This is a genomic window from Methanogenium organophilum (assembly GCF_026684035.1).
GTDB lineage: Archaea > Halobacteriota > Methanomicrobia > Methanomicrobiales > Methanomicrobiaceae > Methanogenium > Methanogenium organophilum.
The window spans coordinates 2,358,401-2,381,093 of record NZ_CP113361.1; the positions used below are offsets into that span (position 1 = coordinate 2,358,401).

The 22,693-nt window shown below is 43.2% G+C and carries 24 protein-coding genes; 7 read left to right on the forward strand and 17 right to left on the reverse strand.

All coding sequences use genetic code 11. The features are described from left to right. Positions 1–10 precede the first annotated feature (10 nt). From OU421_RS11530 to OU421_RS11595, 14 genes are all read right to left on the reverse strand, one after another. On the reverse strand, positions 11–625 hold the full coding sequence (locus OU421_RS11530) for a chemotaxis protein CheC (protein ID WP_268186246.1): 615 nt from the start codon (positions 623–625) through the stop codon (positions 11–13). 11 nt (positions 626–636) lie between these two features. Then, entirely contained in the window at positions 637–2,904 is a 2,268-nt protein-coding gene (locus OU421_RS11535; protein WP_268186247.1) for a chemotaxis protein CheA, read from the reverse strand. Between the two features lie 3 nt (positions 2,905–2,907). After that, positions 2,908–3,930 (reverse strand): chemotaxis-specific protein-glutamate methyltransferase CheB, encoded by a 1,023-nt coding sequence (gene cheB, locus OU421_RS11540; RefSeq protein ID WP_268186248.1) that lies wholly within the window; start codon positions 3,928–3,930, stop codon positions 2,908–2,910. Between the two features lie 9 nt (positions 3,931–3,939). Continuing rightward, positions 3,940–4,302 (reverse strand): response regulator, encoded by a 363-nt coding sequence (locus OU421_RS11545; RefSeq protein WP_268186249.1) that lies wholly within the window; start codon positions 4,300–4,302, stop codon positions 3,940–3,942. Positions 4,303–4,416: 114 nt separating this feature from the next. Then, positions 4,417–5,214 (reverse strand): CheF family chemotaxis protein, encoded by a 798-nt coding sequence (locus OU421_RS11550; RefSeq protein WP_268186250.1) that lies wholly within the window; start codon positions 5,212–5,214, stop codon positions 4,417–4,419. Then, positions 5,211–6,659, reverse strand: coding sequence for a hypothetical protein (locus OU421_RS11555; protein ID WP_268186251.1), 1,449 nt, complete (start codon positions 6,657–6,659; stop codon positions 5,211–5,213). The genes OU421_RS11550 and OU421_RS11555 overlap by 4 nt, the downstream gene beginning before the upstream one ends. Next, positions 6,659–8,257, reverse strand: coding sequence for an archaellar assembly protein FlaJ (flaJ, locus tag OU421_RS11560; RefSeq protein ID WP_268186253.1), 1,599 nt, complete (start codon positions 8,255–8,257; stop codon positions 6,659–6,661). Before flaJ ends, OU421_RS11555 begins: the two co-directional genes overlap by 1 nt. A 3-nt stretch (positions 8,258–8,260) precedes the next feature. Beyond that, positions 8,261–10,123, reverse strand: coding sequence for a type II/IV secretion system ATPase subunit (locus tag OU421_RS11565; protein WP_268186254.1), 1,863 nt, complete (start codon positions 10,121–10,123; stop codon positions 8,261–8,263). A 3-nt stretch (positions 10,124–10,126) separates the two neighbouring features. Further along, positions 10,127–10,867 carry an ATPase domain-containing protein gene (locus OU421_RS11570; protein ID WP_268186255.1) on the reverse strand — a complete coding sequence of 247 codons (741 nt, stop codon included), beginning with the start codon at positions 10,865–10,867 and terminating at the stop codon, positions 10,127–10,129. A 19-nt stretch (positions 10,868–10,886) separates the two neighbouring features. Further along, on the reverse strand, positions 10,887–11,378 hold the full coding sequence (locus OU421_RS11575; RefSeq protein ID WP_268186256.1) for a flagellar protein FlaF: 492 nt from the start codon (positions 11,376–11,378) through the stop codon (positions 10,887–10,889). A gap of 9 nt (positions 11,379–11,387) precedes the next feature. After that, positions 11,388–11,894, reverse strand: coding sequence for a flagellin (locus OU421_RS11580; RefSeq protein WP_268186257.1), 507 nt, complete (start codon positions 11,892–11,894; stop codon positions 11,388–11,390). A gap of 3 nt (positions 11,895–11,897) precedes the next feature. Beyond that, entirely contained in the window at positions 11,898–12,761 is an 864-nt protein-coding gene (locus tag OU421_RS11585; RefSeq protein WP_268186259.1) for a FlaD/FlaE family flagellar protein, read from the reverse strand. Positions 12,762–13,588: 827 nt separating this feature from the next. Further along, the gene (locus OU421_RS11590) at positions 13,589–14,161 is read right to left on the reverse strand and encodes an archaellin/type IV pilin N-terminal domain-containing protein (protein ID WP_268186260.1); all 573 of its coding nucleotides are present in this window, start codon (positions 14,159–14,161) and stop codon (positions 13,589–13,591) included. An 82-nt stretch (positions 14,162–14,243) separates the two neighbouring features. Next, complete coding sequence (locus OU421_RS11595; protein ID WP_268186261.1) at positions 14,244–14,822, reverse strand: flagellin; 579 nt, start codon at positions 14,820–14,822, stop codon at positions 14,244–14,246. Between the two features lie 271 nt (positions 14,823–15,093). Between OU421_RS11595 and OU421_RS11600 the strand changes: the two genes are divergently transcribed. Beyond that, positions 15,094–15,756 (forward strand): hypothetical protein, encoded by a 663-nt coding sequence (locus OU421_RS11600; RefSeq protein WP_268186263.1) that lies wholly within the window; start codon positions 15,094–15,096, stop codon positions 15,754–15,756. An 8-nt stretch (positions 15,757–15,764) separates the two neighbouring features. Here the strand turns inward: OU421_RS11600 and speB are convergent, their stop codons facing one another. Next, on the reverse strand, positions 15,765–16,619 hold the full coding sequence (gene speB / locus OU421_RS11605; RefSeq protein ID WP_268186264.1) for an agmatinase: 855 nt from the start codon (positions 16,617–16,619) through the stop codon (positions 15,765–15,767). A gap of 2 nt (positions 16,620–16,621) precedes the next feature. Next, positions 16,622–17,005 carry a translation initiation factor IF-5A gene (locus OU421_RS11610; RefSeq protein WP_268186265.1) on the reverse strand — a complete coding sequence of 128 codons (384 nt, stop codon included), beginning with the start codon at positions 17,003–17,005 and terminating at the stop codon, positions 16,622–16,624. A 79-nt stretch (positions 17,006–17,084) separates the two neighbouring features. Here OU421_RS11610 and OU421_RS11615 point away from each other — a divergent pair, with 79 nt between their 5' ends. From OU421_RS11615 to OU421_RS11625, 3 genes are all read left to right on the forward strand, one after another. Then, positions 17,085–17,870, forward strand: a complete 786-nt coding sequence (locus tag OU421_RS11615; protein ID WP_268186266.1) for a bifunctional fructose-bisphosphatase/inositol-phosphate phosphatase — start codon at positions 17,085–17,087, stop codon at positions 17,868–17,870. Continuing rightward, positions 17,867–18,682, forward strand: coding sequence for an NAD(+)/NADH kinase (locus tag OU421_RS11620; protein WP_268186267.1), 816 nt, complete (start codon positions 17,867–17,869; stop codon positions 18,680–18,682). The genes OU421_RS11615 and OU421_RS11620 overlap by 4 nt, the downstream gene beginning before the upstream one ends. 87 nt (positions 18,683–18,769) lie before the next feature. Further along, positions 18,770–19,498, forward strand: a complete 729-nt coding sequence (locus OU421_RS11625) for a DUF169 domain-containing protein (RefSeq protein ID WP_268186268.1) — start codon at positions 18,770–18,772, stop codon at positions 19,496–19,498. Here OU421_RS11625 and OU421_RS11630 read toward each other — a convergent pair whose 3' ends face one another. Next, on the reverse strand, positions 19,499–19,951 hold the full coding sequence (locus tag OU421_RS11630) for a hydrogenase maturation protease (RefSeq protein WP_268186269.1): 453 nt from the start codon (positions 19,949–19,951) through the stop codon (positions 19,499–19,501). Positions 19,952–20,096: 145 nt separating this feature from the next. On the opposite strand from OU421_RS11630, the gene OU421_RS11635 reads away from it, so the two are divergent. The 3 genes from OU421_RS11635 to OU421_RS11645 are packed head-to-tail and all read left to right on the forward strand — an operon-like array spanning position 20,097 to position 22,658. Continuing rightward, positions 20,097–20,573, forward strand: a complete 477-nt coding sequence (locus tag OU421_RS11635; RefSeq protein WP_326493501.1) for an amino acid-binding protein — start codon at positions 20,097–20,099, stop codon at positions 20,571–20,573. Beyond that, a complete protein-coding gene (locus OU421_RS11640; protein ID WP_268186271.1) occupies positions 20,573–21,559 on the forward strand; it encodes a homoserine dehydrogenase in 987 nt (328 codons plus the stop codon). The genes OU421_RS11635 and OU421_RS11640 overlap by 1 nt, the downstream gene beginning before the upstream one ends. Next, positions 21,543–22,658 carry a sugar-specific transcriptional regulator TrmB gene (locus OU421_RS11645; RefSeq protein WP_268186272.1) on the forward strand — a complete coding sequence of 372 codons (1,116 nt, stop codon included), beginning with the start codon at positions 21,543–21,545 and terminating at the stop codon, positions 22,656–22,658. The genes OU421_RS11640 and OU421_RS11645 overlap by 17 nt, the downstream gene beginning before the upstream one ends. Positions 22,659–22,693 lie beyond the last annotated feature (35 nt).

Here is a 22,693-nt window from a genome sequence, read left to right on the forward strand (position 1 = left end):
AGTGCCGCCTCTAGATCTCAGGGGTAATTAAATTGTTGAGGAGTCGAAGAATCTCCTGAAGAGTTGCTTCTTCAGGAAGCATGATAATTGTACTGGATATGTCATTATCGTTTGATTTCAGTTCAGTTTTGAAGAGGATGATTTCATTTATATCAACTGCCACCTGTGCCAGAATATTTTCAAAGGCGGCAAGAGCCATATTGATAGTCATCATTGGAGGTGACGGGAGCATGACAACTCCCAGAAGTTCTGCTGTTGCATCAAGGAAATGGGATATCATGATGTTGCCGATTTCGATGATTGCACTTTCATCAAGTTCGTTTAACTCACGGTCTTCATCCGTTGAACCAAGCATTGTATTGGTAAGTCTTATGGCTGATAATTTAGGTACATGATAGACAATATAACCCGCAGGCTGAATTTCTCCCTGAATTTCAAAGACAACCATAGCTGCAATTTCTTCACTAAAAACGTCATTAACATCTGAAATATCGATGACAACAGCTTCCGGTACTGTCATTTCAATTTCACTCATTAACATCTGGGAAAGAGAAGTTGCTGCGTGTGATGCACCGATATTTCCCATTTCTCTTAGCATATCAAGTTGCTGATCATTTATATCCATTATATTCACCTTTAAATCATTGAATTTACATCAAGAATGGGCACCACATCACCATCACCGGGAATCGTGACCCCACTTACACCCTTGCAGGTTCCAATTATATTGCTTAACGGTTTGACAACAACTTCCTGCTGTCCTTCCACCACATCCACCGGGATGCAGCATTTTGTCTCCTGATATTGTATAACAACAACAATATCGCCGTTACTTTCTCCTTTAAACATTTCATTCAGATGGTGGATCTGAAGAACTTCCCCTCTGAATGGAATGGCTTCACTCTTTCCTATCCGGCTGATTGAATTCCGATCAATTCGTGCAACTTCTACAACTGAAGCAATAGGGATTGCACAGCGTTTTCCGTTTATCCGGACCATCATCACTTCAATAATCGCCATTGTAGGTGGAAGGACAAGAGTAAAGGTTGTCCCCTTTCCCTCAGCACTTTCAACACTGATTGTTCCTTTCAGTGATTCTATGGCACTTTTCACCACATCAAGTCCGACACCTCTACCGCTTATATCGGTAATTTCATTTGCGGTGGAAAAACCAGGCTGAAAGAGGAAATTAATGATTTCATCCTTGGTTAGATCTTTTGATTGTTCGGGTGAAACAAACCCTTTTTCGATGGCCTTTGAAAGAATGGCATCTGCATAAATTCCTGCACCATCATCTTTCAGTCTGATAAGAACATTTCCCTTTTCTCTCCATGCTGAGAGAACAACAGTTCCTTTTGGTTCTTTTCCTGCCATTATCCGGTTTTCAGGCTTTTCGATTCCATGGTTTACAGCATTTCGGATTAGATGGAGCAGGGGATCGCCAAGACCGTCTATAACACTTCTGTCCAGTTCTGTTTCCCCCCCGCTCATGATGAATTCAACCTCTTTTCCGTCGTGTACTGCAACATCTCTCACAACACGGGGGAACCGGTTAAATATCTGGTTGAGCGGGATCATCCGGATATTCATCATGAGATTCTGTAAATCAGAAACCGAGCGGCTTACCATATTGAGCGCTTCATCCATCTCTTTGCTATTATATTGGTGCGCAATCTGGCGGAGCCTTCCCCCGGTAATAACCAAATCCTCTACTAAATTCATCATCTGATCAAGGCGGTGGATATCCACCCTGAGATTCTGCACCTCTTTCTTTTTTGATTTTTTAGTGGTTTTTTCCGGATTATCCTGTGGAGAATTCCCGGAACCGGCTTGTGAATTCTGGGATTGCGTTCCTGAATGTATTTTAATATTTGAATCCTCTTCCTGTACAAAATCTTCAACCAGTACATTTTGAATATCAACACCGGATGCAGCATCATGTAATGCCTTATATCCCGCATCAGAATGGAGGATGACAACAAGACTCCCTGAAAATGCACCGCTATCCAGATCTTCAAGGGATGGTTCTGATGAGATGATGTTTCCGATATCAGCCAGATTCTGATATGCGATAAGGGCTCTCACATCTCCCAGATCACTGCTTTCCGATACCGTGATTATGACCTTAAATAAATTATTATCAGGGTTTGGTGTCAGATCTGCAGGTATCTGCCCATTTGTTTCCGGTTCTGATGAGAACGGAACCACGATAATATCTGATATTTCAGGAACCGTTGCTGCATTTTGAATCTCCTCTTCATTTGAATCTGTCTGAATGTAGATATTCAAAATGCCATCAAATTCTGAATCCGATGATTCCAGTTTATCAGCTGATGGACTGCAGCACACTATCTCTCCGATTTCTTTCAGATTTTCAAGAGAAAGAAGTGCACGGATGTCTTTCATTTGACTGGTTTCATCAATTGTCAGGGTAATCTGATGTGAGTATTTTTGCGGCTGTAGAAGGCATTCAGTATTGGTTTGAGAGTTTTGGTTCGTTTTATCATCCGATACATCTGTTTGATCCGAAGAGAGGGATTTCAGCTGTTTTACCAGTTCACTTGATGTTATGGAAGAGCAGTCTCCACCGGACTCTACATCATCAAGCATCTCTTCAATTTTATCGGTGCATGCGAGGAGGATATCGATGAGGCCATTATTAACACTCCGTTCACCACTTCGAATAAGGTGGAAAACATCTTCCATGGAATGGCAGAGTGTTTCCATCTCGTCAAATCCCATTGATGCCGACATTCCTTTTAGTGTGTGGGCTGCACGGAATATTTCGTCAATTGCTGCCATATCCGAGCCATTTTCAAGAACGAGCAGATTATTAACAATATTCTCGTGGTTCTCTATTGATTCAGCAACAAAGAGTTTCCGGTACGTGTCATCTTCAGCCATAAATTATTCCTTCTTTGCGATGTATTGCATAATCTCACGGTGTATTCTGTTGAGCGGGATGACTTTGTCTATACAATCTCTCTTCAATGCAGATCTGACCATGCCATACACCAGACAATCTTCTTCCCGGACAGCAAAGGTACTGCCTCCGGCTTTTTTAATGGCAAGAGCTCCTTCTCCTGCATCATTTCCCATCCCGCTAAGAATAACGGACAGACAGTTTTTTCCAAATACTTTGGCAGCTGATGAAAAGGTAATGTCGACTGCCGGACGGACAGCGTGAACCGGAGCAGATTTTGTAAGCGTGATTTGTCCACCTTGGTGGCCGTATTCATCGATATGGCGGGAGATTACCGTATGGTAGCCCCCTTTTGAAAGATAGACATTACCATTGTTAAGAATGTCACCGCTTTCAGTTTCTTTCACCGGCATCGGACATATTCTGTTGAGCCGCTCTGCAAGTGCTGCAGTGAAACCTTCCGGCATATGTTGTGTAATAATAAATGCAGCATTTTGGTCTCCCTTCAGATTAGACAAAATCTGGTCCAGCATTGAAGGTCCTCCTGCTGATGAACCAATGACAATAAGATTTTCTGCGGGAATATCGGATTTTGGTGTGCATTTCTGTGGTTCTGAAATACTGATGATCTGTTTCAGCTTTGTTGTCAATTCGTTTTCAATGCCCCGCACTTTTGAAATATTGCGTGGTTTCAGCATGAAATCATCAGCGCCCAGGCGTAAAGCAGTGTATGTCAGATCAGCATCCCGTGAAGTGAGGGTGCTTAATACCAGGATTTTTGGTCTGTATGACTGATGACTGATCTGCTTCAGCGTTTCGATCCCGTCCATCTGGGGCATCTGCATGTCCAGTGTTAATATGTCCGGCTTAAGCTCTTCGATCATTGGAAGTGCCTCGACACCATTGCATGCCGTCCCAATCACTTCTATTTCCGGATCACGGTTGAGTAAGTCTGATAAAACAGTCCGGATAAACACTGAATCATCGACAATAAGAACCCTGAGCATATTGACGTTTTATGATTTGAGTACGTTGTTTATCTCTTCCAACACTTTTGGTGCCTGGAATGGTTTTACAATATATCCTTTGGCACCCGTTTTAATAGCAAGTTTTACCATCTGTTCCTGTCCGACAGCAGTACACATAATCACTTTTGCCCCAGGGTTTATCGACATTATTTCTTTTAATGCTTCAATTCCGTTTTTCTTTGGCATTACAATATCCATTGTAATGAGATCGGGCTGGAGTGATTTAAATTTTTGAACTGCATCCTCTCCGTCTTCCGCTTCACCTACAATATCGTGGTTACCGGAGAACAGGATATTTTTCAGAAGCGTTCTCATAAAGAGGGTATCATCAACGACCAGAATCCTTCCCATATGTAATCAATAATCCTTGTGCCACATATGTAATAAATATTCGTAAATGGATATTTTGGAAGAATATCTGTAATATAAATTTATGCCATGTGTAATATTATATTTTAAATATGGTTATGGGGATGGTGGTTTCACCGCCTCAGTTACGAACCGAACACCCTTTGTGGTCAGTTTTACTTCGCGACGTGTCTGGACAACTTCAATCAATCCAAGTTCCAGCATCTTGTCATAGATCCCATCAATATCTTTCTGAGTTTTTTCCAGCATTCCCTCGATTGAATGGGTATCCATTCCGCTATATACCAGCATCGCTACCTGGCCCGAAAGCGGATCGAGTTCCCCCTCCAGCGAACTGTCTTTGGTGGCATCAGTAAGATAATTGTAGAGAATCTGCAGAGTTGTCGGAGGACAGAGAACAAAACTTGTCGAGACTTCACCGGTTTCCACATGATCAATCTTTACAACCTCTTTATCCATTCCCTGTACATCTCTTTTTGTCTGTTCAATTGCTGAAACATCTTCTATGGGAACACATATCTGATTATTTTGGCTAACGAACCATATTCCGGTTTTGAGTACATTTATCGCTCCCTTTTCCCATTGCGAATTTTTCACCATCACCCCGCCCCTGATGGCAGGAGACCTAAAATATGCCATGAGTCGATATCCTGAGCACCCCATAAGTATTACCCGTTTTAACACCGTGAGTGCCTTGGGTACTGTAGCTAATCTATATGTGGTTTCTCCAACAGAAATGATGAGAACATTCTTTTTTTGCTGGACGTCATCAATTGATTTGATCGGAATCTGTGCGTCTATTGGTTCGGGTATATGGATGGAGGTTTCGTCGATTCCGATTTTTGATGGGATCCATTTGCCTTCTGCTTCGAATTTGACTGGTATTGTTTTCATTTTCCTCTCCTGGTATTTTTCCCATTTTGTTGGCGAATTTTTCCTCCCATTACACTAAGAACGGTTTCAAGCTCATCAGCCAGATCTTTTGCTTCAACATGTACGTCCTTCATTTCGCGGATAAGACTTGGATCAGGCCCTTTCTTTGTCTTTTTAATATCTGATTTAAGAACACTCAGGATATCGTCATATTCATTTTTTCCCGAAAAGGATATGGTTTCATTTATTTGAGACGATTCGGATCCGGAATTTCCAAGCAGGGAATTATTGTTTTCCGCTGTAAGAAAATCTTCATTCTGGTTGCTCATTCCACCAGATGATGTGATGAAATCGTCCGGAAGAACCTCTGCCTCACCAATTTCTTCCTCTTCTTCAATGATAATATCATCCGTTTCGATGGATAAATCATCAGTGTCAAGTTCTTCAAGATTAATTGAATGAAAATCTGAAAATTCGTCATCGCTTATATCGATTTTTTCAAATTCCGGAATATTGGTGAGTTCTTCGAGTGTTTCATTCAGGGTAACAGTATTTTGATTTTCCGGGGAAGTTTCGCGAATATGAATAAATGGTTCCTCATCAAGTCCATCTTCTATACCCTGCACAAAAAATATATCCGAGTCAAATTCCTCTTCTTCTGTAGATATATCCTCAATTTCTGTATTTTTCAGAAGGGACTCTGACAATAAATCTTCTTCAGCATCAAGTGCATTTTCAGCTAACAGAATTGAATGAATTTCGTCATCGATGTTAAGTGTGTCAGAATCAGAATCTTGCGATATTTTGGATTCATCGGGAATATCAGCATTTAAATCGAGGGATATGTCTTCTCCGTCTATTTCAAGAGAATCCAGGCTTTCAAAGTCTTCGTCATCAAAGAAATCAAATTCATCTGATAAATCTGAAGGATCATCTGATGATGGTGCGTCAGGATCACTGTCAGACAGATTATCGGAAGAGACAACCGGTTCTTTGATTGCTGAATTAAGAAGGGTGTCTATTTTTTCGGCATGCTTATTATCACGTGCCTTGTGTATTGTTGACTGGAAAGAAGCAAGGGTTGCACTTAGACCGGCTGATAATCTGTTTCCCCCTTCTTTTTTATGTAGCGTTGGCTGAGCTTCTTTCTTATCGGAGTCCTTTTTCGACCGTGAGAAGACCTTTTTGAACCCGAGAGATTTCTTTTCTTTTTGATCCGGATCTTTTTGGGATGGATTGATTTTTATTTCCTTTGTGTTATCCGGTTTATTGGGGTTTTTTCCCCGTAATCCCGGAATTTGTTTAAGGTCTTCTGATTTTAACAGTCCCAATCCAATTGCCATGATGACGCCAAAGCCGAGTGTTGCAACTAATGTAATGGGAATTGATGCATTCAGGAAGATCAAAATTGTTCCTACCGCAACAATTCCAATCATCATTACAATACGACGTGCAATTTCGTTCATTATCCTCCTCCAAATACCGGAATCTGGAACAGCATATCAACAATAAACGGAGTTACGATATAAATTACACCGGTAAGACTGAATAATATACTTCCAAATGCGTAATAAAGGTAATTTGAGCCGCCTTTAACAATTTTTCCGGCAATGATATTAGCGATAGTTATTATTAACACAACAATTGCTATATATGTCCCCATTTTATCTTCCGGAAAATTGACAAAGATATTAACCATACCTGACATTGATCCTCCGACGGAAGTAACTGAATCGCTCATTGCAGCGCTTGTCTGATCAAATGAAGCCATAACAGCAGTTACTGCATGTGACATTGAGACTAATATTTGATAGAGGAACATAAATATCGCAATCATTGCCACATGCATGGGAATAAGAAGAACAATAAATCCTGTAGAGAGCATATCCCGTTTTTCACGCAATAATGTCTGTTCGAGCATGGAAGAGCTGACAATTCGTGCAACTTCTGATGGGTTCCCACCAAGTTTTATTGAGTCGCGAAAAATATTCAGATATTTTGATATGAGATTACTTCCTGATTCTTCAATGAACCGTTCCCATACCATATTTTCGTCCAAACCCAGATTCATCTTTGAATAAACGGACTGAATAAATTCAGAGAGAACCTTCAAAGTTTTTGCATCGATTTCAGCCAGAGCATAGGTAACCGTAAGACCTTTTCCACCCATTATCGTCCCAAGACTTCTGATAAATACAGAAAAGTCTGCATCCCGATGGATAATATTTGTATCATCAATGATTCCAAATATTCCGAGAGGGGCAAGGAGAATTCCAATTAACAGATAAATAAGGCCTGCATTAAATCCCCCGATTAAGAGAATGATCGTCGTAATGATTACAATAGGAATAATGAAACGTTCCATTTTACGTATCATTTTCTGTTCATAACTTCCTTTGCCCGGAAGTTCGTGGCATTTCTGATCACCGGGAATTGCACGGTACATTGTTCCTATGCCAAATACGGAAATGCCAATTGTCAGGAGATATGAGGTATTCAGTGTTGTTTCCAGATCATCAGGTGCATAAATGGCAACAGAGACCATGATGATGATGCTGACAATTGTTGCAGAAAGCATCAGGGCGATGTATGCATCTCCCCACTTTTTCACCATCTCTATACCCTGTTCGAAATGGTTTCGGTAAACACTTCTTATCGTGGATAATTCCAGTAAGATGAATTCATTATCAGGCACTCCTGACGCAATTGAATTTCCATATCGTGTGAACATACTGGAAAGCATGGGATTTTTAGTTCTATCAGCTACCATTTCGAGGGCTTTTGCATAATTATAATTCCACCGTTTAACGAATGTCTCAACTTTTAAGATGTATTTCGTTGTGATGTATTCTTTTCGTGACGCGGTGTATGCAAAAATTTCAGGCCGGGATATATCAGCACTGAGAATTGAAGCCATGTATGTAACCATAAAAAGGAGGTCTGAACCCATTCGTTTATTTTCTGAGATCTGGGAAAAAAACGCCTGGATTTTTTTTCCGGAATCTTCAAAGGGCATCTTCCCTCCTGATTTTTCACGGATATTTTCAGTGAATGATTCAAACATGTCTCAGATCTCAATTTTAAGAAGGCCCTGTTTTTTGATCTTTGTAATCATATGATACAGATCCCAGAATCCTGTATATCCTGCTTTGTGCAGCCGTTCCAGGATTCGGGCCCGTTTCTCAACTTCCTGATAAATATCCGCTCTCTTGTCATCGGGCATTCCAAGAAGCGTTGCGATTTTATTTTCCAGAAGAAAACTGCTTCCTTTTCCGGGAAAATCAAATGTATCCGTTACCGGATTCCAGACAAACATTGCAACAAAAGAAAAACCGCCGGTTTCAGGGTCGTAGCCTACCAGTTCATTCACAGAAAGCATTCTACGCACCATGTCACCATTTGGTCTGCGTACCGCACTCTGAATGATCACGATATTCAGGTTATCTACATGACTGATAGGGATATTTATCGGGTCACTACAGAGACGCTGGATGAGTTTTTCAACAGACGCTGCGTGGAATGTACTCATGACCGGGTGACCTGTCTGCATAGCACCAAATGCAACTGATCCCTCTGAACCTCTGATCTCACCAACAAGAATCTGGTTTGGCCGTTGTCGCAGTGCTGCCCGCAGGAGATCAAACATGGTAACCGAACCACTCTCTCCTTCCCCGCTTCCTTTTCCTTTTGAGACCTGCCGTGTCCAGTTTTTGTGAGGTACGGTCAGTTCTGGTGTATCTTCTATGGTTACAATCTTATTTTCCGGTGCCAGAAAGGTAGTTATTGCATTCAGGCTCGTTGTTTTTCCCGATGCAGTTTCACCGCTGACAAAGAGGGACATGCCATATTCCAAACAGATCCATAAATAGGCAGCAACCATGTAGTCTGTTGTATTCCATTCGATCAACTGGAGGATACTTGCCGGTTCTTCACTGAATTTACGTATCGTAAAGTTTGAACCATGTTTACTGATCTCAGTTCCGTAAACGATGTTGATCCTTGACCCATCGGGAAGGGTTGCATCAACAATTGGATCACGATAGGTAAGCGGCCGTTTGATACGTTCTGCCATGCGGATAACAAAATCATCAATTTCATTGGATTGCCTGAATTCTACTGCAGATTTCAGACCTTTAAATATTTTATGTTCAATAAATATTGGGCCCACACCGTCACAGGTAATATCCTCAATATATGGATCATTTAAGAATGGTTCCAGAATTCCCATGTGAATTTTATCACGAATCAGAAGATATTCAACGGAATTGTATTCCATTTGTGTGAGAATCAGTTTTCCTTCCGGGGTTGTTGGAATTTCTGGAAGTTTGGATTTTTTCTGCTCTTTCTTTTCAGTAAAATCAGTATTCAGAAATTCAATGATTCTCCCTTTTAATCCCGTTTGTTGTTTATCTCCTGTAGTGAGTGCAGAAATATCCTCATCGGGGGTTAGGGTGTGTGTAATTTCCCGCATCACACGGCGAAGAACCTCTGTTCGTTCATCATCAGTAACCGGGTCTTCTTCAAAACTGTCGATGAAGTCTACCAGTTTTTTTTCAACGTGAGGCAATATTTCCGTTACACTGTGAAGAAATGAAGGTTCAATGGGAATGTAGTAGTTTCTGACATCATTTTCATCCGGAAAAATGTGGATGAATGTCATATCACTCACAGGGTAAATGATATTCGGGTTTTCCATTCCTTTGACATCACGAGTCAGTTCTGAGAAAAAGAGTGGAATTCCAAAGGTATTTACCGGAAATATATTGAGATATTCAAGGAGATGCGGTGCCTGTTTTACGTATTCCTTTGCATTCGCGGGGAGCATTCGGTATAATGCGCTGGATTCGATTGATTTCTCATCATATAATATTGATTCATCAACTTCCTCCGGTGTGAACGGAAGATTGATCGAAGCGCTTAATGCCCCCATAACTCACACCCGTGCCATTGAAATTGGTATGATCTTCATACCAAAACCCGGGTGCACTTCAAATGAAACAATATTTCCGGTAGTTTTTCGCGCCCCACGGATTTTGACAACTTCCATTATCATAACATATTTTTGACCGACAAGTGCCCGTTTCATCATGAGATGTGCATCACAGATTGAACGAATTCGTACGAGGGTGTCCTCTTCGAAGGCATATGTATGAAGAGTGATGAGTATTGTTTTTTCGGTATCAACCAGTGTTTTGCAGTTAGTAAGAAATGCAAGCAAATCTGCAGAATTTGTTGATTCTGTCAACAGCGTCAGAGAATCAATGATGATAACATCAGCTTTGGATTCACGCATGTGAGTGATGATCCTTCGCAATATTCCGTGCATCTCATCTTCACCCCATTCAAATCCAATGGTGTGCATGGGAAAAATCCGGAGATGTCCCCATGCAAAGTAATCAGAGATATCAAGACTCATCGAATCCATCTGACTGAGAAAACTCTTTGCAGTATTTTCCGATGTATAGATATCCACATCCATACCTGCTTTCAGGCCACCCCAGATGATCTGTTGGGTGATGACACTTTTACCGGTATCATTTTCTCCTTCAATGAGGGTGAGAGACTCCAGCGGAAGACCGTCCGCAAGTTTCTTGTCAATATCAGGATATCCTGTTGAAAGAATTCTCCTGTCATCTCCTCCCAACAAATCTCCCAATCCATTGCTATTACTCATCGATAATCCCCTGTTTCGGTCAGCTGTTTATATATGCTGAATCATATACTCCGTTTGGAGTGGCAATTTTTATCCATAACGGAATGATTCCTGTGGTGTATGTTACGGTTATTGTCGCCGATTCTCCGGGATCAAGCTCATTTGGATGGACAATATCAGGCGAAATACTGGATACAGACCAGGTGTTTTCTGTACTGGGTGTCTCCGTGTACGGTGCAAGTATTGGTTCTGCCCCTGGATAGATCATATATATATCCATGTACTTAAACTGCGAGATCTTCTCATTCCCACTATTATTAACAATCATCGTGAGGGTATGCGTTTCATTTAAGACGGTGATGTCAAAAATATCAATAGAGGTATGGAGTCTGGATTCCTGAAGACTGAACCTCTCAGACTGTGACATGGTTACGATATCTGAGGTAGCAAGTATTCCTCCAACTACAACATATGCAGTTACTATCAAAAGCACCAGAGCGATCGCAGTTGCAATAAGGCTTGCACTTCCCATATCTCCTTCCTATGATACTGTGTACTGGGTTGAGACAGACACTCCGTTGGGTAGTACAAACTGGAAATAGGTATACTCCCCGGTTGATAATGCAGAAGAGTTTCCGGTCAGTGTTATTTCAACAGTTTCACCGGAATCCCAATATTCATTTGGTGTGCCGGCATCTTCTCGTATGGAAAATGTCCATTGACCGCTTGAAGGGGTTGTTCCTGTGGTATAAACCATATAATCAAAGCCTCCAGGAATTCCGAAATATACATCAGAAGAAGATATGTCGGAATCTGCAATTCGCAATGATCCGATATTTTTGATCCAGATTTTTGCATCACCATCGGATTCTGCATATGCATTTACAATTTTCACATCTGTTCGCAATCGTTCATCTGTGCTTTGTGATGATTCGGTAAATGTACTGGTTGCCGAGTAGATTACAGGAAAAAATGCATTCACCAATATCGCAGCGGCTACAATTGCCGTAATGAGAAATATTGCTGTTGTGAATGTTTCACTTGACATTTATTATATCCTGTCAAGCATGTCAATCCATTCATCTTTTGCCATTTTATTTTTTGTTTTTCCGGGTGTTTCTTCCGGTGATACCTGTCCTGCTCTCATATCCATCAGAACTTCAATCATATCACGGTCAAGTGAAGAATCCCTTGGAGAAAGAATTCTGTTGAGGACGTATAGTTCGGACACAAATTCATCTGAACTAATTTCATGGGACTCTCCCAGACTTTCCGGCATAAGACGGGCAATGTCGTTTACCTGCTGATATGAATCTTCAGAGATGTATCCCATGGTACGATACGATTCAATCATTATTTCAAGTCTGTCATGTCCATATTTTTTGACCATCTTATTGGTCCATTCAAACAGGCGATGGAGTTTCTGGAGGCGGACCTTCTCTGGCGCAGCATTTTTTTCTGCCGGAGATAATTCTTCCATTTTCTGATGCAGGGAAAGAAGGAGGGATTCGTCCTTTGATAATTGTGAAAACTCCGGAGATGGTGATCTTTCTGAAACCAGACTGGCTGGCTGCTGCAATGATCCGGTATTCAGGGGTTCATGAACAGACTGGGTTCCCGATTCTTCGGCAGGAGATGGCTGCATTGTGGTTTGTTCAGGGATCTGAACCTCTTCCTGCAAATCATCTGTTGGTACTTCAGGAGAAGAAACGCTTCTAGGCAGTTCCTGCTGCATGGACGCAACAATGAATGGATTTTCCAGTTCGTTCATCCGTTCCCTGATATCAATGAGCAGTTTTTTTATGGATTTTTTAAGAAGATCAACCTCGTCCTGAAGGTTCTGCAGTTTTACCTCCGGATCGTCAGCAGAGGCCGAATTGATTATGTGGTCCACCTGCGATTGATTTATTGCCATAACACTAGTTATTTTAAAAAGGATAGTATAAATACTTTTATAATATACACTCGGGAGGATAAATCCGATGCCGTGGTATTGTGGTATCTTTCTCGTGAATATTCCCCGGTTACGGCAGTTTCTGTTTTCATTTATTGGATATAATATTGTCCTGAAATTTCTGAAAACATGGGAAATATTTATATGGGAGTGGGTTGGTGGTTCATTTTTGGTGGTGTGGGTTTTTTCGGCTGACTGATGCACCCGTTGACGCGTGAATTTTCTGGTTCTATTTTGTCGCTTTTCAACAACTGGTTTGGTGTTTGCGGGAATGGTGCATTTCATCTGCTTTTAGAAGGCTGGCACCTGATGTCTCATCTGTGGTATTTCATCCTGCTGAGGGGGTTCATGCTGTTGTTGTCTTGGCTTTTCTCTCATTATATACTTCCACCGGTGATGCGCCCGTTCATCTCATCTATGTGATATTGGAATCAGCGGGTGAATCATCTGTGGAGAGATTCCGTGGAATGTATCGTTTTTCATGACATTTCCATCATCTGAAATCAGGCCTATAGCTATCCCTGTTGACTTTTATGCCGGATGGGTCATTTCAAAATCGGTTTAAATATCCCGTGTGGCGATTTTTGTGTGAGATGCCCCTGTTACCTGTTTCCAGGACAATTGCTCCGGAAACATGGGCCGGACAGAAATTGTCATATTCGGTGGATTAGTACTTCCCTTTTACAATGGGAAACAAATGCATCTATCTCGTTTTAAGAGTTGTTTCCAGGAACCACAGGAGAACTGCTGCGTTTTGATTCCCTTTCGATTATCTGAGAAAAAAATGTTTAATAGAGTAGATTTACCGAATTTACCTTTGCGGGAATGGTTCTTTTCAGACCGAACGATGCACCTACAGACGGACGGATCTCAAGATTGAATTCCTCGTTTGCACTGAGTGTACTGTCTGGCATGGCAAGAATGGTAAATTTGTCCTGACCTTCTAGTAAGTAATCACTGGTTGTAGCACCATTAGAAATATTCCAGTTTCCTGTTGCTACAGCTGCTGTCAAATCGGTTTCGTTATCCAGAATTTTAACAGTATCGCTGGTTGCAAATACTATCTGGACGGTTGAGAAATCAACGGGTGATCCACCAGCAGACAGGCCGACAGTAAAGCGGATGGTGTCAACACCACTTGCGGGAGTTGCAGCGAGACCATACACATCGCCAATGACTTCCAGGTTGGATGATGCCATCTCAACACTGGTATAGACAACTTCCTGGGATTTCTGTGTGGTATAAAACCCGGCGCCCAGCACCACGTATGAGAATGCTGCAGCAACCACAACAAATGCGATTAAGACAATTGCCGCCTCAAGGCCGGTAAATCCTTCTTCTTTAACGATAACTTGCTTCAAGCATACTCCCCATGTATGTTTGTCTTTGCATAAATGTTACAGAATTTTTGAGTACGAAATTTTACAAAACAAGAAAAAAAGATTAGTAGAGAAGATTTACTGAGTTAATCTTTGCAGGGATGGTCCTCTTCAGACCAAACGCTGCACCTACAGACGGACGAATCTCAAGGTTGAATTCCTCGTTTTCAGTCAGTTCATCGGTTGGGTGTGCAAGAATTGTGAACTTATCCTGGTCTTCAAGCAGTAAATCTGTCCCAGTAACGCCATCGGTAATGTTCCATTCCTTATCAGTACCAGAAAGTGCATCCGTGTGTCCTGAAGTTGCATTCAGAATCTCAACAGTATCTTCGGTTGCAAATACCATCTGTACGGTTGAGAAATCAACGGGTGATCCACCAGCAGACAGGCCGACAGTAAAGCGGATGGTGTCCACACCAGTTGCTGTATCTGCAGCCAGACCATACACATCACCAATCACTTCCAGGTTGGATGATGCCATCTCAACACTGGTATAAACAACTTCCTGAGATTTCTGTGTGGTGAAGAAACCTGCACCCAAGACCACGTATGAGAACACAGCGGCAACGACCACAAATGCAATGAGCACAATTGCAGCCTCAAGACCGGTGAACCCTTCATCACGGTTCATAATTTTCAGCATTTTTTGCCTCCTTTCAAAGTTCATCAGTTTGATGAATTACAATGAATATCTTGCAGGTCATACATATATATCTTTTGTATGTTTCCTCTTTTTTGTCCCATAATTTGGGTTTAAATTTATCTCATGTTGATATTTGCAACACCCATATGCCTATCAGTCATGGTATGCCCCTCTGTATTCCTATAGTGAATGAGAGGTTGATACGCAGACTCACCGGAATGAGATTCATAATACCATATCCTTTTAGTGCACCGATGTCCATAATTTCTGTATGGACAGGAAGGATCTGGCAGTTTTTGGCGTGGGGATTGCCATAGTCATCATCGTTGCCCTTATTGGAAAACCACTCCTGACGGGGGAATCGATTCCGTTTCTTTCATCATCCGAGCCGTCGGTAAACCACAGTGGGCCTCTTCCTATCCCTGAGGATCTTTCCGAAATAAATCCTGCGATTACAAAAACAACCACGCCAACGCCTACGCCGGTGTGGGACGGTGAAGTCAAAACAGTGGGGTATGTTGATCCGTCAACATACAATATTGAAACACCCGAACAGCCTGTTATCGGTCCGCAACCTACAGCATACCAGCAGAACCGGGAAATGACTTCATATGCGGTCATTCAGGGTGAAGCGAGCGGAGTTACAGAAATGGTAAATGTCCCGTATGGATATTGGGAAGTTCATATCACTTTTAACCCCTGGACAGACAATCCTATCAATTCATATCTTGAAGTTCAAATTCGGAATGCAGAGGATAGATCCGATTATCAGGCATTCAGTTCGGTAGATGAGGCGCCACGTCCTATCAGGGATTCTGATGCCAAAGTCTGGGTCATTGAGCAATATGGTGCAGGTAACTATTATTTCGTCATCAATGAACAACTGCTGAAATCATATACCATTAAGATAATGGTTCCAAAAAGCGAATCCTGATATTAGGATTATTTTTCGTTTTTTATCTGGTGGGCTGCAATAAATTCCCGGATCAGTTTTGCTGCCACTGCTGCTGTCTGTCCGGCATCAATGGGGCAGACTTCCATATAATCAAAGGCCTCTGCAAGGGGTCCGATTCTTCTTATGACATCCCGCACATCAAAATGCGTAATGCCAAACGGTTCCGGTGTACCCAGGCCGGGGGTTAGGCAACAGTCAATTGCATCTGCATCAATGGACAGATACACACTTCTTCCTGCAATCTTTCTGGAAATTTCGTCAAGAATGTCAGTAATCCCCCGTTCTCTGACGCAATCCGCGGAATAGAGGTTCAGGTTCTTTGCAAACTCATATTCTTCTTCCGTACCGCTTCGCGCGCCGATAATAAATGTCTCTTTTGCCCCTGCTTCATTCACTCTGCGCGTGATGCAGGCATGGTTATATGGCGTGTTTCCGAATTCTTCTCTCAGGTCAAGGTGGGCATCACAGACGACAAAGCATTCTGAAGAAAATGCCCTGTACGAACCAAGAGTAATGCTGTGTTCCCCTCCCAGAACAATGGGGATTTTCCCATCCTTTCGAATCTGGCAGGTAATCTCTTCAACTGCGGAAATTACGTCTTCGGGAACTGACGCCACCTCCAGGTTGCCGAGATCATGAATTCCCGCTTCACTCAGCGTGTACCCGAATTCCGGAAGAAACTGTTCGAAATTATAGCTGACTTTTCGGATTGCGTCAGGTCCATCGCGTGTACCGGCCATGAATGATGTTGTTCCATCGAACGGTACTCCAAAGATGACATAGCGGGCATCCTGATAGGGCGTATCAGCATCCGCAAAAAGATTGTTGTTGAAATATTGCATTCTTAGATGTCAAGTTTGCGCTTTCCGAGTGATGCGATGTATGGAATCTCAGCTCCGGCTTCAATACTTCCAAGTTGAGCATCCGTAACATCAAGGTCAAACATTTCATAATCCTTGACATCCATAAACTGGACTGTATTGCCTGCAATAGAGATTACCTGTGCACTTTTGCGTTCGACAATGGGTACATAGGTCTTTGCGGAAACCGGCTGCACAATTGAACGCTTCATACCGTCGAAGATGCCGACAACATCAATTCTTGACTTTGCAGCGCCGTGTTTTCCGGGCTTTGATGTCGAAATTGACAGAATTTTACAAGGTTCATCATCAACAACCACGTACCTGCCTTCTTTCAGTTTTCCAATTTCTGTCTGCTGTTTACTCATGATGATCAATCTCGCAATACATATCTCGGTAAAGTTAAATAAATACACTGGTAATGTGCACGTAACAGCAGGTCCAGATATGAGTTTTTTTTCCCTATTCGATGAGATTACGTCTGCAGTATCAGATGCAACGAAAGATCTGGTTGATACACCGGATGCTGGAATTACGGTTGGAATGGGGGCAGACAATACTCCCACAAAAGCAATTGACAAGATTGCAGAAGACATTATTTTTTCGTATCTAAAAAGTGCGGAAGCATGTGGTGAAGTAATCAGCGAAGAGGCTGGCAGATGCAGAATTTCTGATGCAGATGGTGTAATTATTCTTGATCCGATTGATGGGACATACAATGCCATTCATGGAATACCGTATTTCGCAATCTCTGCAGCGTATATGGAGGATGGGAATGTAATGTCCGCATATATCAGTAATCTGGGCCATCACGAAGTATTTACCGCTACAAAAGGAGGTGGTGCCCTCCTGAACAAAAAACCCATACAGGTGTCCGATATTCGGTCGCTGGATGCAGCAACGGTAAGCCTGTATGGTAAACGATATCATTTTGAACAAATCGCAGAGATTGCCGGTACGGCAAGACGGTGGCGCCATCTGGGTGCATCAGCCCTTGAGATCGCCTATATCGGATGCGGAAGAATAGATGCCTTTGTCGACATGCGTGAAACACTCAGATATACCGATGCGGCAGCAGGCATCCTGATCTGTGAAGAAGCAGGCGGAACGGTCACGTCTGCTTTTGGAGATCAGGTTCTATTTTCAGAAGATGTTCGGGAAGGGTGCGCCCTGATTGCGACAAACGGATTATTACAGAATGAAATTATTAATAATCTGGAGGTCTCGGGATGAAGATAAAGATTATTCCCCGTCCTGATGATATGCGTGCAGTTGAGTACGCCCGCGAGCTGGGGATGAAACTTCTTGATGACGGACATGCCGTCTGGTTTGAAGAGGGGAGCACCCTGAATGAACCGGCTTGCATATTTCCTCTGACGGATGCAGAGGCGGATATTGCCGTTGTTATTGGTGGAGATGGTTCTGTTCTGCATGCCGTGCAGTCCATGAAACCGCAGATACCTCTCGTTGGAATTAATTTCGGAAGAGTGGGTTTTCTTGCGGATCTGGAATCCGATGAGGCGTATTCATTTATCTCTCAACTGAAACCGGATACTATTGAGACAGAATCCCGAATGCGGATTCAGATTGTTGTCGACCAACAAGTATACAATTGCGCATTGAATGAAGCTGTCATCGTCACTGAACGTCCGGCAAAGATGCTTCAGTTCTCAGTGATTGTTGATGGTATCCATGTTGAGACGTTTCGTTCGGATGGACTGATACTCAGCACACCCACCGGATCAACTGCTTATGCAATGAGCGCCGGAGGTCCAATCGTAGATCCGAAGGTGAAAGGATTTTTACTTGTTCCTTTGGCACCGTTTATGCTTTCGTCCCGCCCGCATCTCATTTCAAGTGAACGAAATCTTTCAGTCCAGCTTGATAGCTATAAACCGGCCAATCTTGTTATTGACGGCAAGTTTGTGGGACAATTGCATAATAAATCTCTGATTACGGTAAAAGAATCACCGGAACCGGCGCTCTTCATTAATGCCAATGAAAATTTTTTCCGAAAGGTGGACCGGAAGCTTCGGACACTATAACCATTTGTTTTTCCTTTTTTTGTCAATGGCATAATGTTTATGTATGTCCCGACTGATGTGAGAACATATCAGAAAGATGGTGATACAATGATAGATGAAAATAAATTAGATCTAGATTATCAGAAGATTGCTGAAGCATTCAAAGACGCAGGTATCTCTGGTTCCCCTGTTGCGGTAAAATTTGCAAAAACAGAAGCAGGAATACCGGCTGGAGTGGAAGAAATATCCGAGCCTGCCCGTCACTGTAAGATGGTCTCGATGGCACGCACGGAGGGAGATATTCTCTTTGCCCGGCCCGATAAGCACCAGTGCATGGGTGGTGCATGGGCCCTTGGTCTGATTGAACTGACGCCTTCTCTGAAATCCGGTGAATTCTATTTCAAGCTGGGCAAATTTTCATCGTGGGCCGGGTGTATGCGGACAATTGATTCCGTCCCTCATGTGCACCCCCCCGGCAGCGAAGAAGTCAGCACCTATGCAACAGTCTATGCACCTCTGGAAAAAACACCGTTTGATCCCCACGTGGTAATCATCATGGCACAGCCCCTTGTCATGCTGAAGATTGCACAGGCAGTTCTCTACAAAATGGGAGGCCGTATCCATACACAGATGTCCGGAATCCAATCGGTATGTGCCGATACCTGTGCCTATCCGTACATGTCCGGTGAAGTCAACTTTTCACTGGGGTGTGATGGTTCGAGAAAGTTTTCCGGTATTGACGATGACCTGATGGTCATGGGTATCCCTGCTGAAATGCTGCAGGATGTAGCAGATGCGTTGCCGGTGATTCTGGGAGCCGCAGGGTCTAAAAAATAATTATTCTTTTTTTATTTCGTTCAGGATTATCACGCACGCATCTTCTACTGCAGTTTCCATCTCAGGACTCATACATGCAGAAAATTCCTCGATTTTACCGGCTTCGATACCAATGATTGTGATTTCCGGACAGATTCCCAACTCTTCAGCAACATTTACTGCATCAAGTACTCCGATATCGGATAACGAGAGAGGAAAGAATTCATTGGACGGAGGCTTTGAAAATATGAGTATTTCCCCAATATGGCTGCCATATCCTGTTGTAGCATCAACGAGGAAGATGTGGTCATAACCTTCCATCATGGGAAGCATCCCGAGTCCTCCCACACCCCCTTCGATAACATCTATCTCAGGATGCGTTTTCTGCAGGTTTTCAATAACACGGACACCCACGGCGTCATTTCCCATTAATGGATTGCCACATCCGATTACCCGTACACGCTTATTTGTCATTTTGATCTTTCCCGATAATTCCGGATAATTCCTGCATAGAAAAACCTGAACACAGGTCTCCACTCAATAGTATAATGCTTATCCCTTTTGCGGTACAACAAAAGAGCAGGAGGGAATATAATTGCAGGTTTCGATGAAACTGGAAATGAAAGATTCACCTGGTCAGCTGGTCGCTGCTCTAAAGCCGATATCTGACATGGGTGGCAATATACTTTCAGTAATTCATGAACGCGACCCGGAGGCAGACGGGGGTCTTCTTGACGTTCAGATAATGTGTGAGATTTCGGAAGGAACACTCGATACATTACTTTCCCAATATCGATCACAGGGAATCAGTGTTCTGCGAGTTGGTGAGGAACGGTTTCTTGTCCGCCGATCAATCATTCTTATTGGGCATCTGATTCACACGGATATTAGCGATACCATCGATAAAATTGATTCAACCGGGTACGCTGAGGTGCATGAACTGTCGATGGTGATGCCTGCAATAAATGAACCGTCATCCGCGAAAATGACGATAAAATCAGATTGCATCACAGATGTAAATCGTGCTCTCGCGATCCTTCGTGATGTGGCACGAGAGAAAGAATTGTTAATTATCGAATCTCTGGAGGGGAACTGATGCGCATTGCAATCATCGGGTTTGGATCGGTAGGGAGAGGTGTTGCAGAGGCGATCGCAGACAATCAGAACGGACTTACTGTGACCGCGGTAGCAGACTCCAAAAGTGCTGCCATTGATGAATCGGGCCTGAACATCGCAGAAATTCTCAGAAATAAGGCGGAGACCGGTATATGCGGTTCTCCTGACATTACTGTCTCTGATATCATTTCGTCAGATGCATATGATATTCTGGTTGAAGTATCTCCCACAAATGCGGAAACCGCTGAACCCGCACTGGGGTATATCAGGGGGGCACTTGCAGGCGGCAAATATGTTGTCACCTCAAATAAAGGCCCTATCGCTCTTAAGTTTGAGGAACTGCATGCACTTGCCGAAGCTCACGGCGTCACTCTTCGATATGAGGCAACCGTATGCGGTGCAATACCTCTCATACACACCATTGAGCATGGTATTGCCGGAAATGAGATCTCCCGTCTGTATGGGATATTTAACGGAACCTGCAATTATATCCTGACCCGGATGGCAGAAGAGGGTCTTACCTATCAGCAGGCACTTCTTGAGGCGCGTGAACTTGGGTATGCTGAAGCGGATCCTACCTATGATGTTCAGGGAATTGATGCCGCAATAAAACTGGTCATTCTTGCAAATGCAGTATGGGGCATGAAGAAATGCCTCGATGATGTGGATATTATCGGTATTGACCGGGTTACCTCGGCAGCGATTGCCCTTGCAGAAAAAGAGGACCAGACGATCCGGTTGATCGGTGAAATTGATCCGGCTGATGACATACTCCGTGTATCTCCCCGTATTATCCCGAAATCCCATCCCCTTGTTGTCCGGGATACACTCAATGCGGTAACGATTGAGACCGATCTTGCAGGAGAGATCACCCTCATCGGAAAGGGTGCGGGTTCATCTGAAACAGCCAGCGCAATATTATCAGATCTGCTCTTCATTTGTGATTGTTATGGCAGGCGTGATTGAGAAACGTCGTGAGCTTCTGGGCATAATGAGGGAATTTACCCTCGAATATGGTTTTTTTACAATTAATGATATCGCGGACGCAACAGATATTCCACGAAGTACCATTCAGGACTGGATCAATCGTCTGGTAACAGAACAGTGCGTTGCCGTCAAAGAAGAAAAGAAAGGACGTGCACCTGCACGATATATGACAACCAATGTGATGATGGCCGGTTCGTGCAGACGGATATTTACCACCACTGACGGGGACTTGGTGGCTATCTATCACCAGTGCATGAGCACCGGGTGTGCTGCGTTCTGTGAGTATCATCACCGTCTTGCAGGAGGGGTTATCCATGATGTCAAACGCGACGGGAGAATACTGGTTGAATACGCACGTCTCGGAACCGCCGATTCTGACATCGGTCTCTACCCAAAACCGGCGGTTGGCGTTACCGCAGTGAGAAGGGAAGGAGACTATATCATTCAGACCATCCGGTGTGTGGGAGGTCCTGCCTATTCTCTTACCGATATGATGGCGATGGCGGTCGGTGTCTGTGAAGTGCGCCTGAAGGATAATGGCGGGATTACCGAAGGGGAAGTGGTATCCCGTGCCCTTACCCATCTTGTCATCGGCATTGATGATACCGATTCAAAAGAGGGAGGTGCAACCTTTGCCCTTGCCCTTGGTCTTCTTCAGTATCTGGGAAAGATGCATGAAGTTATTCCGATTAATCATTCCGTTGCAATGCTTTTCCCCGGTCTCAACCGATGCACGGCTGGAAATTCCTGCAGTTTTATCGAAATTGCAGTGAACCCTGATGCCGTCGAACATGTTATCGGGCGTGCGGTGCGGTTTATTGCGTCAGAATCCCTCTCCAAAGAGTGGGGTATTGCGGTGAAAAAAGGATTTTGTATTTCTGATGCCCTCCGCGGGTTTGGTCTTGCAGCGCGTGACCATGAAGTGACAACAGAGATGGCAATTACTTTGGCAGATTCAGAGAACATCATTCTTCATGGCGGGAACGGAAGAATTGGAGCAATAGCGGCAATCGGTCTTTTGCGGGAAAATAATACTGTCCTTCTGAACCCTGGGTGTTCATCTGATCTACATCACTGATCTTTTAATACACTCTTTTGCAGCAAAAAATTGAA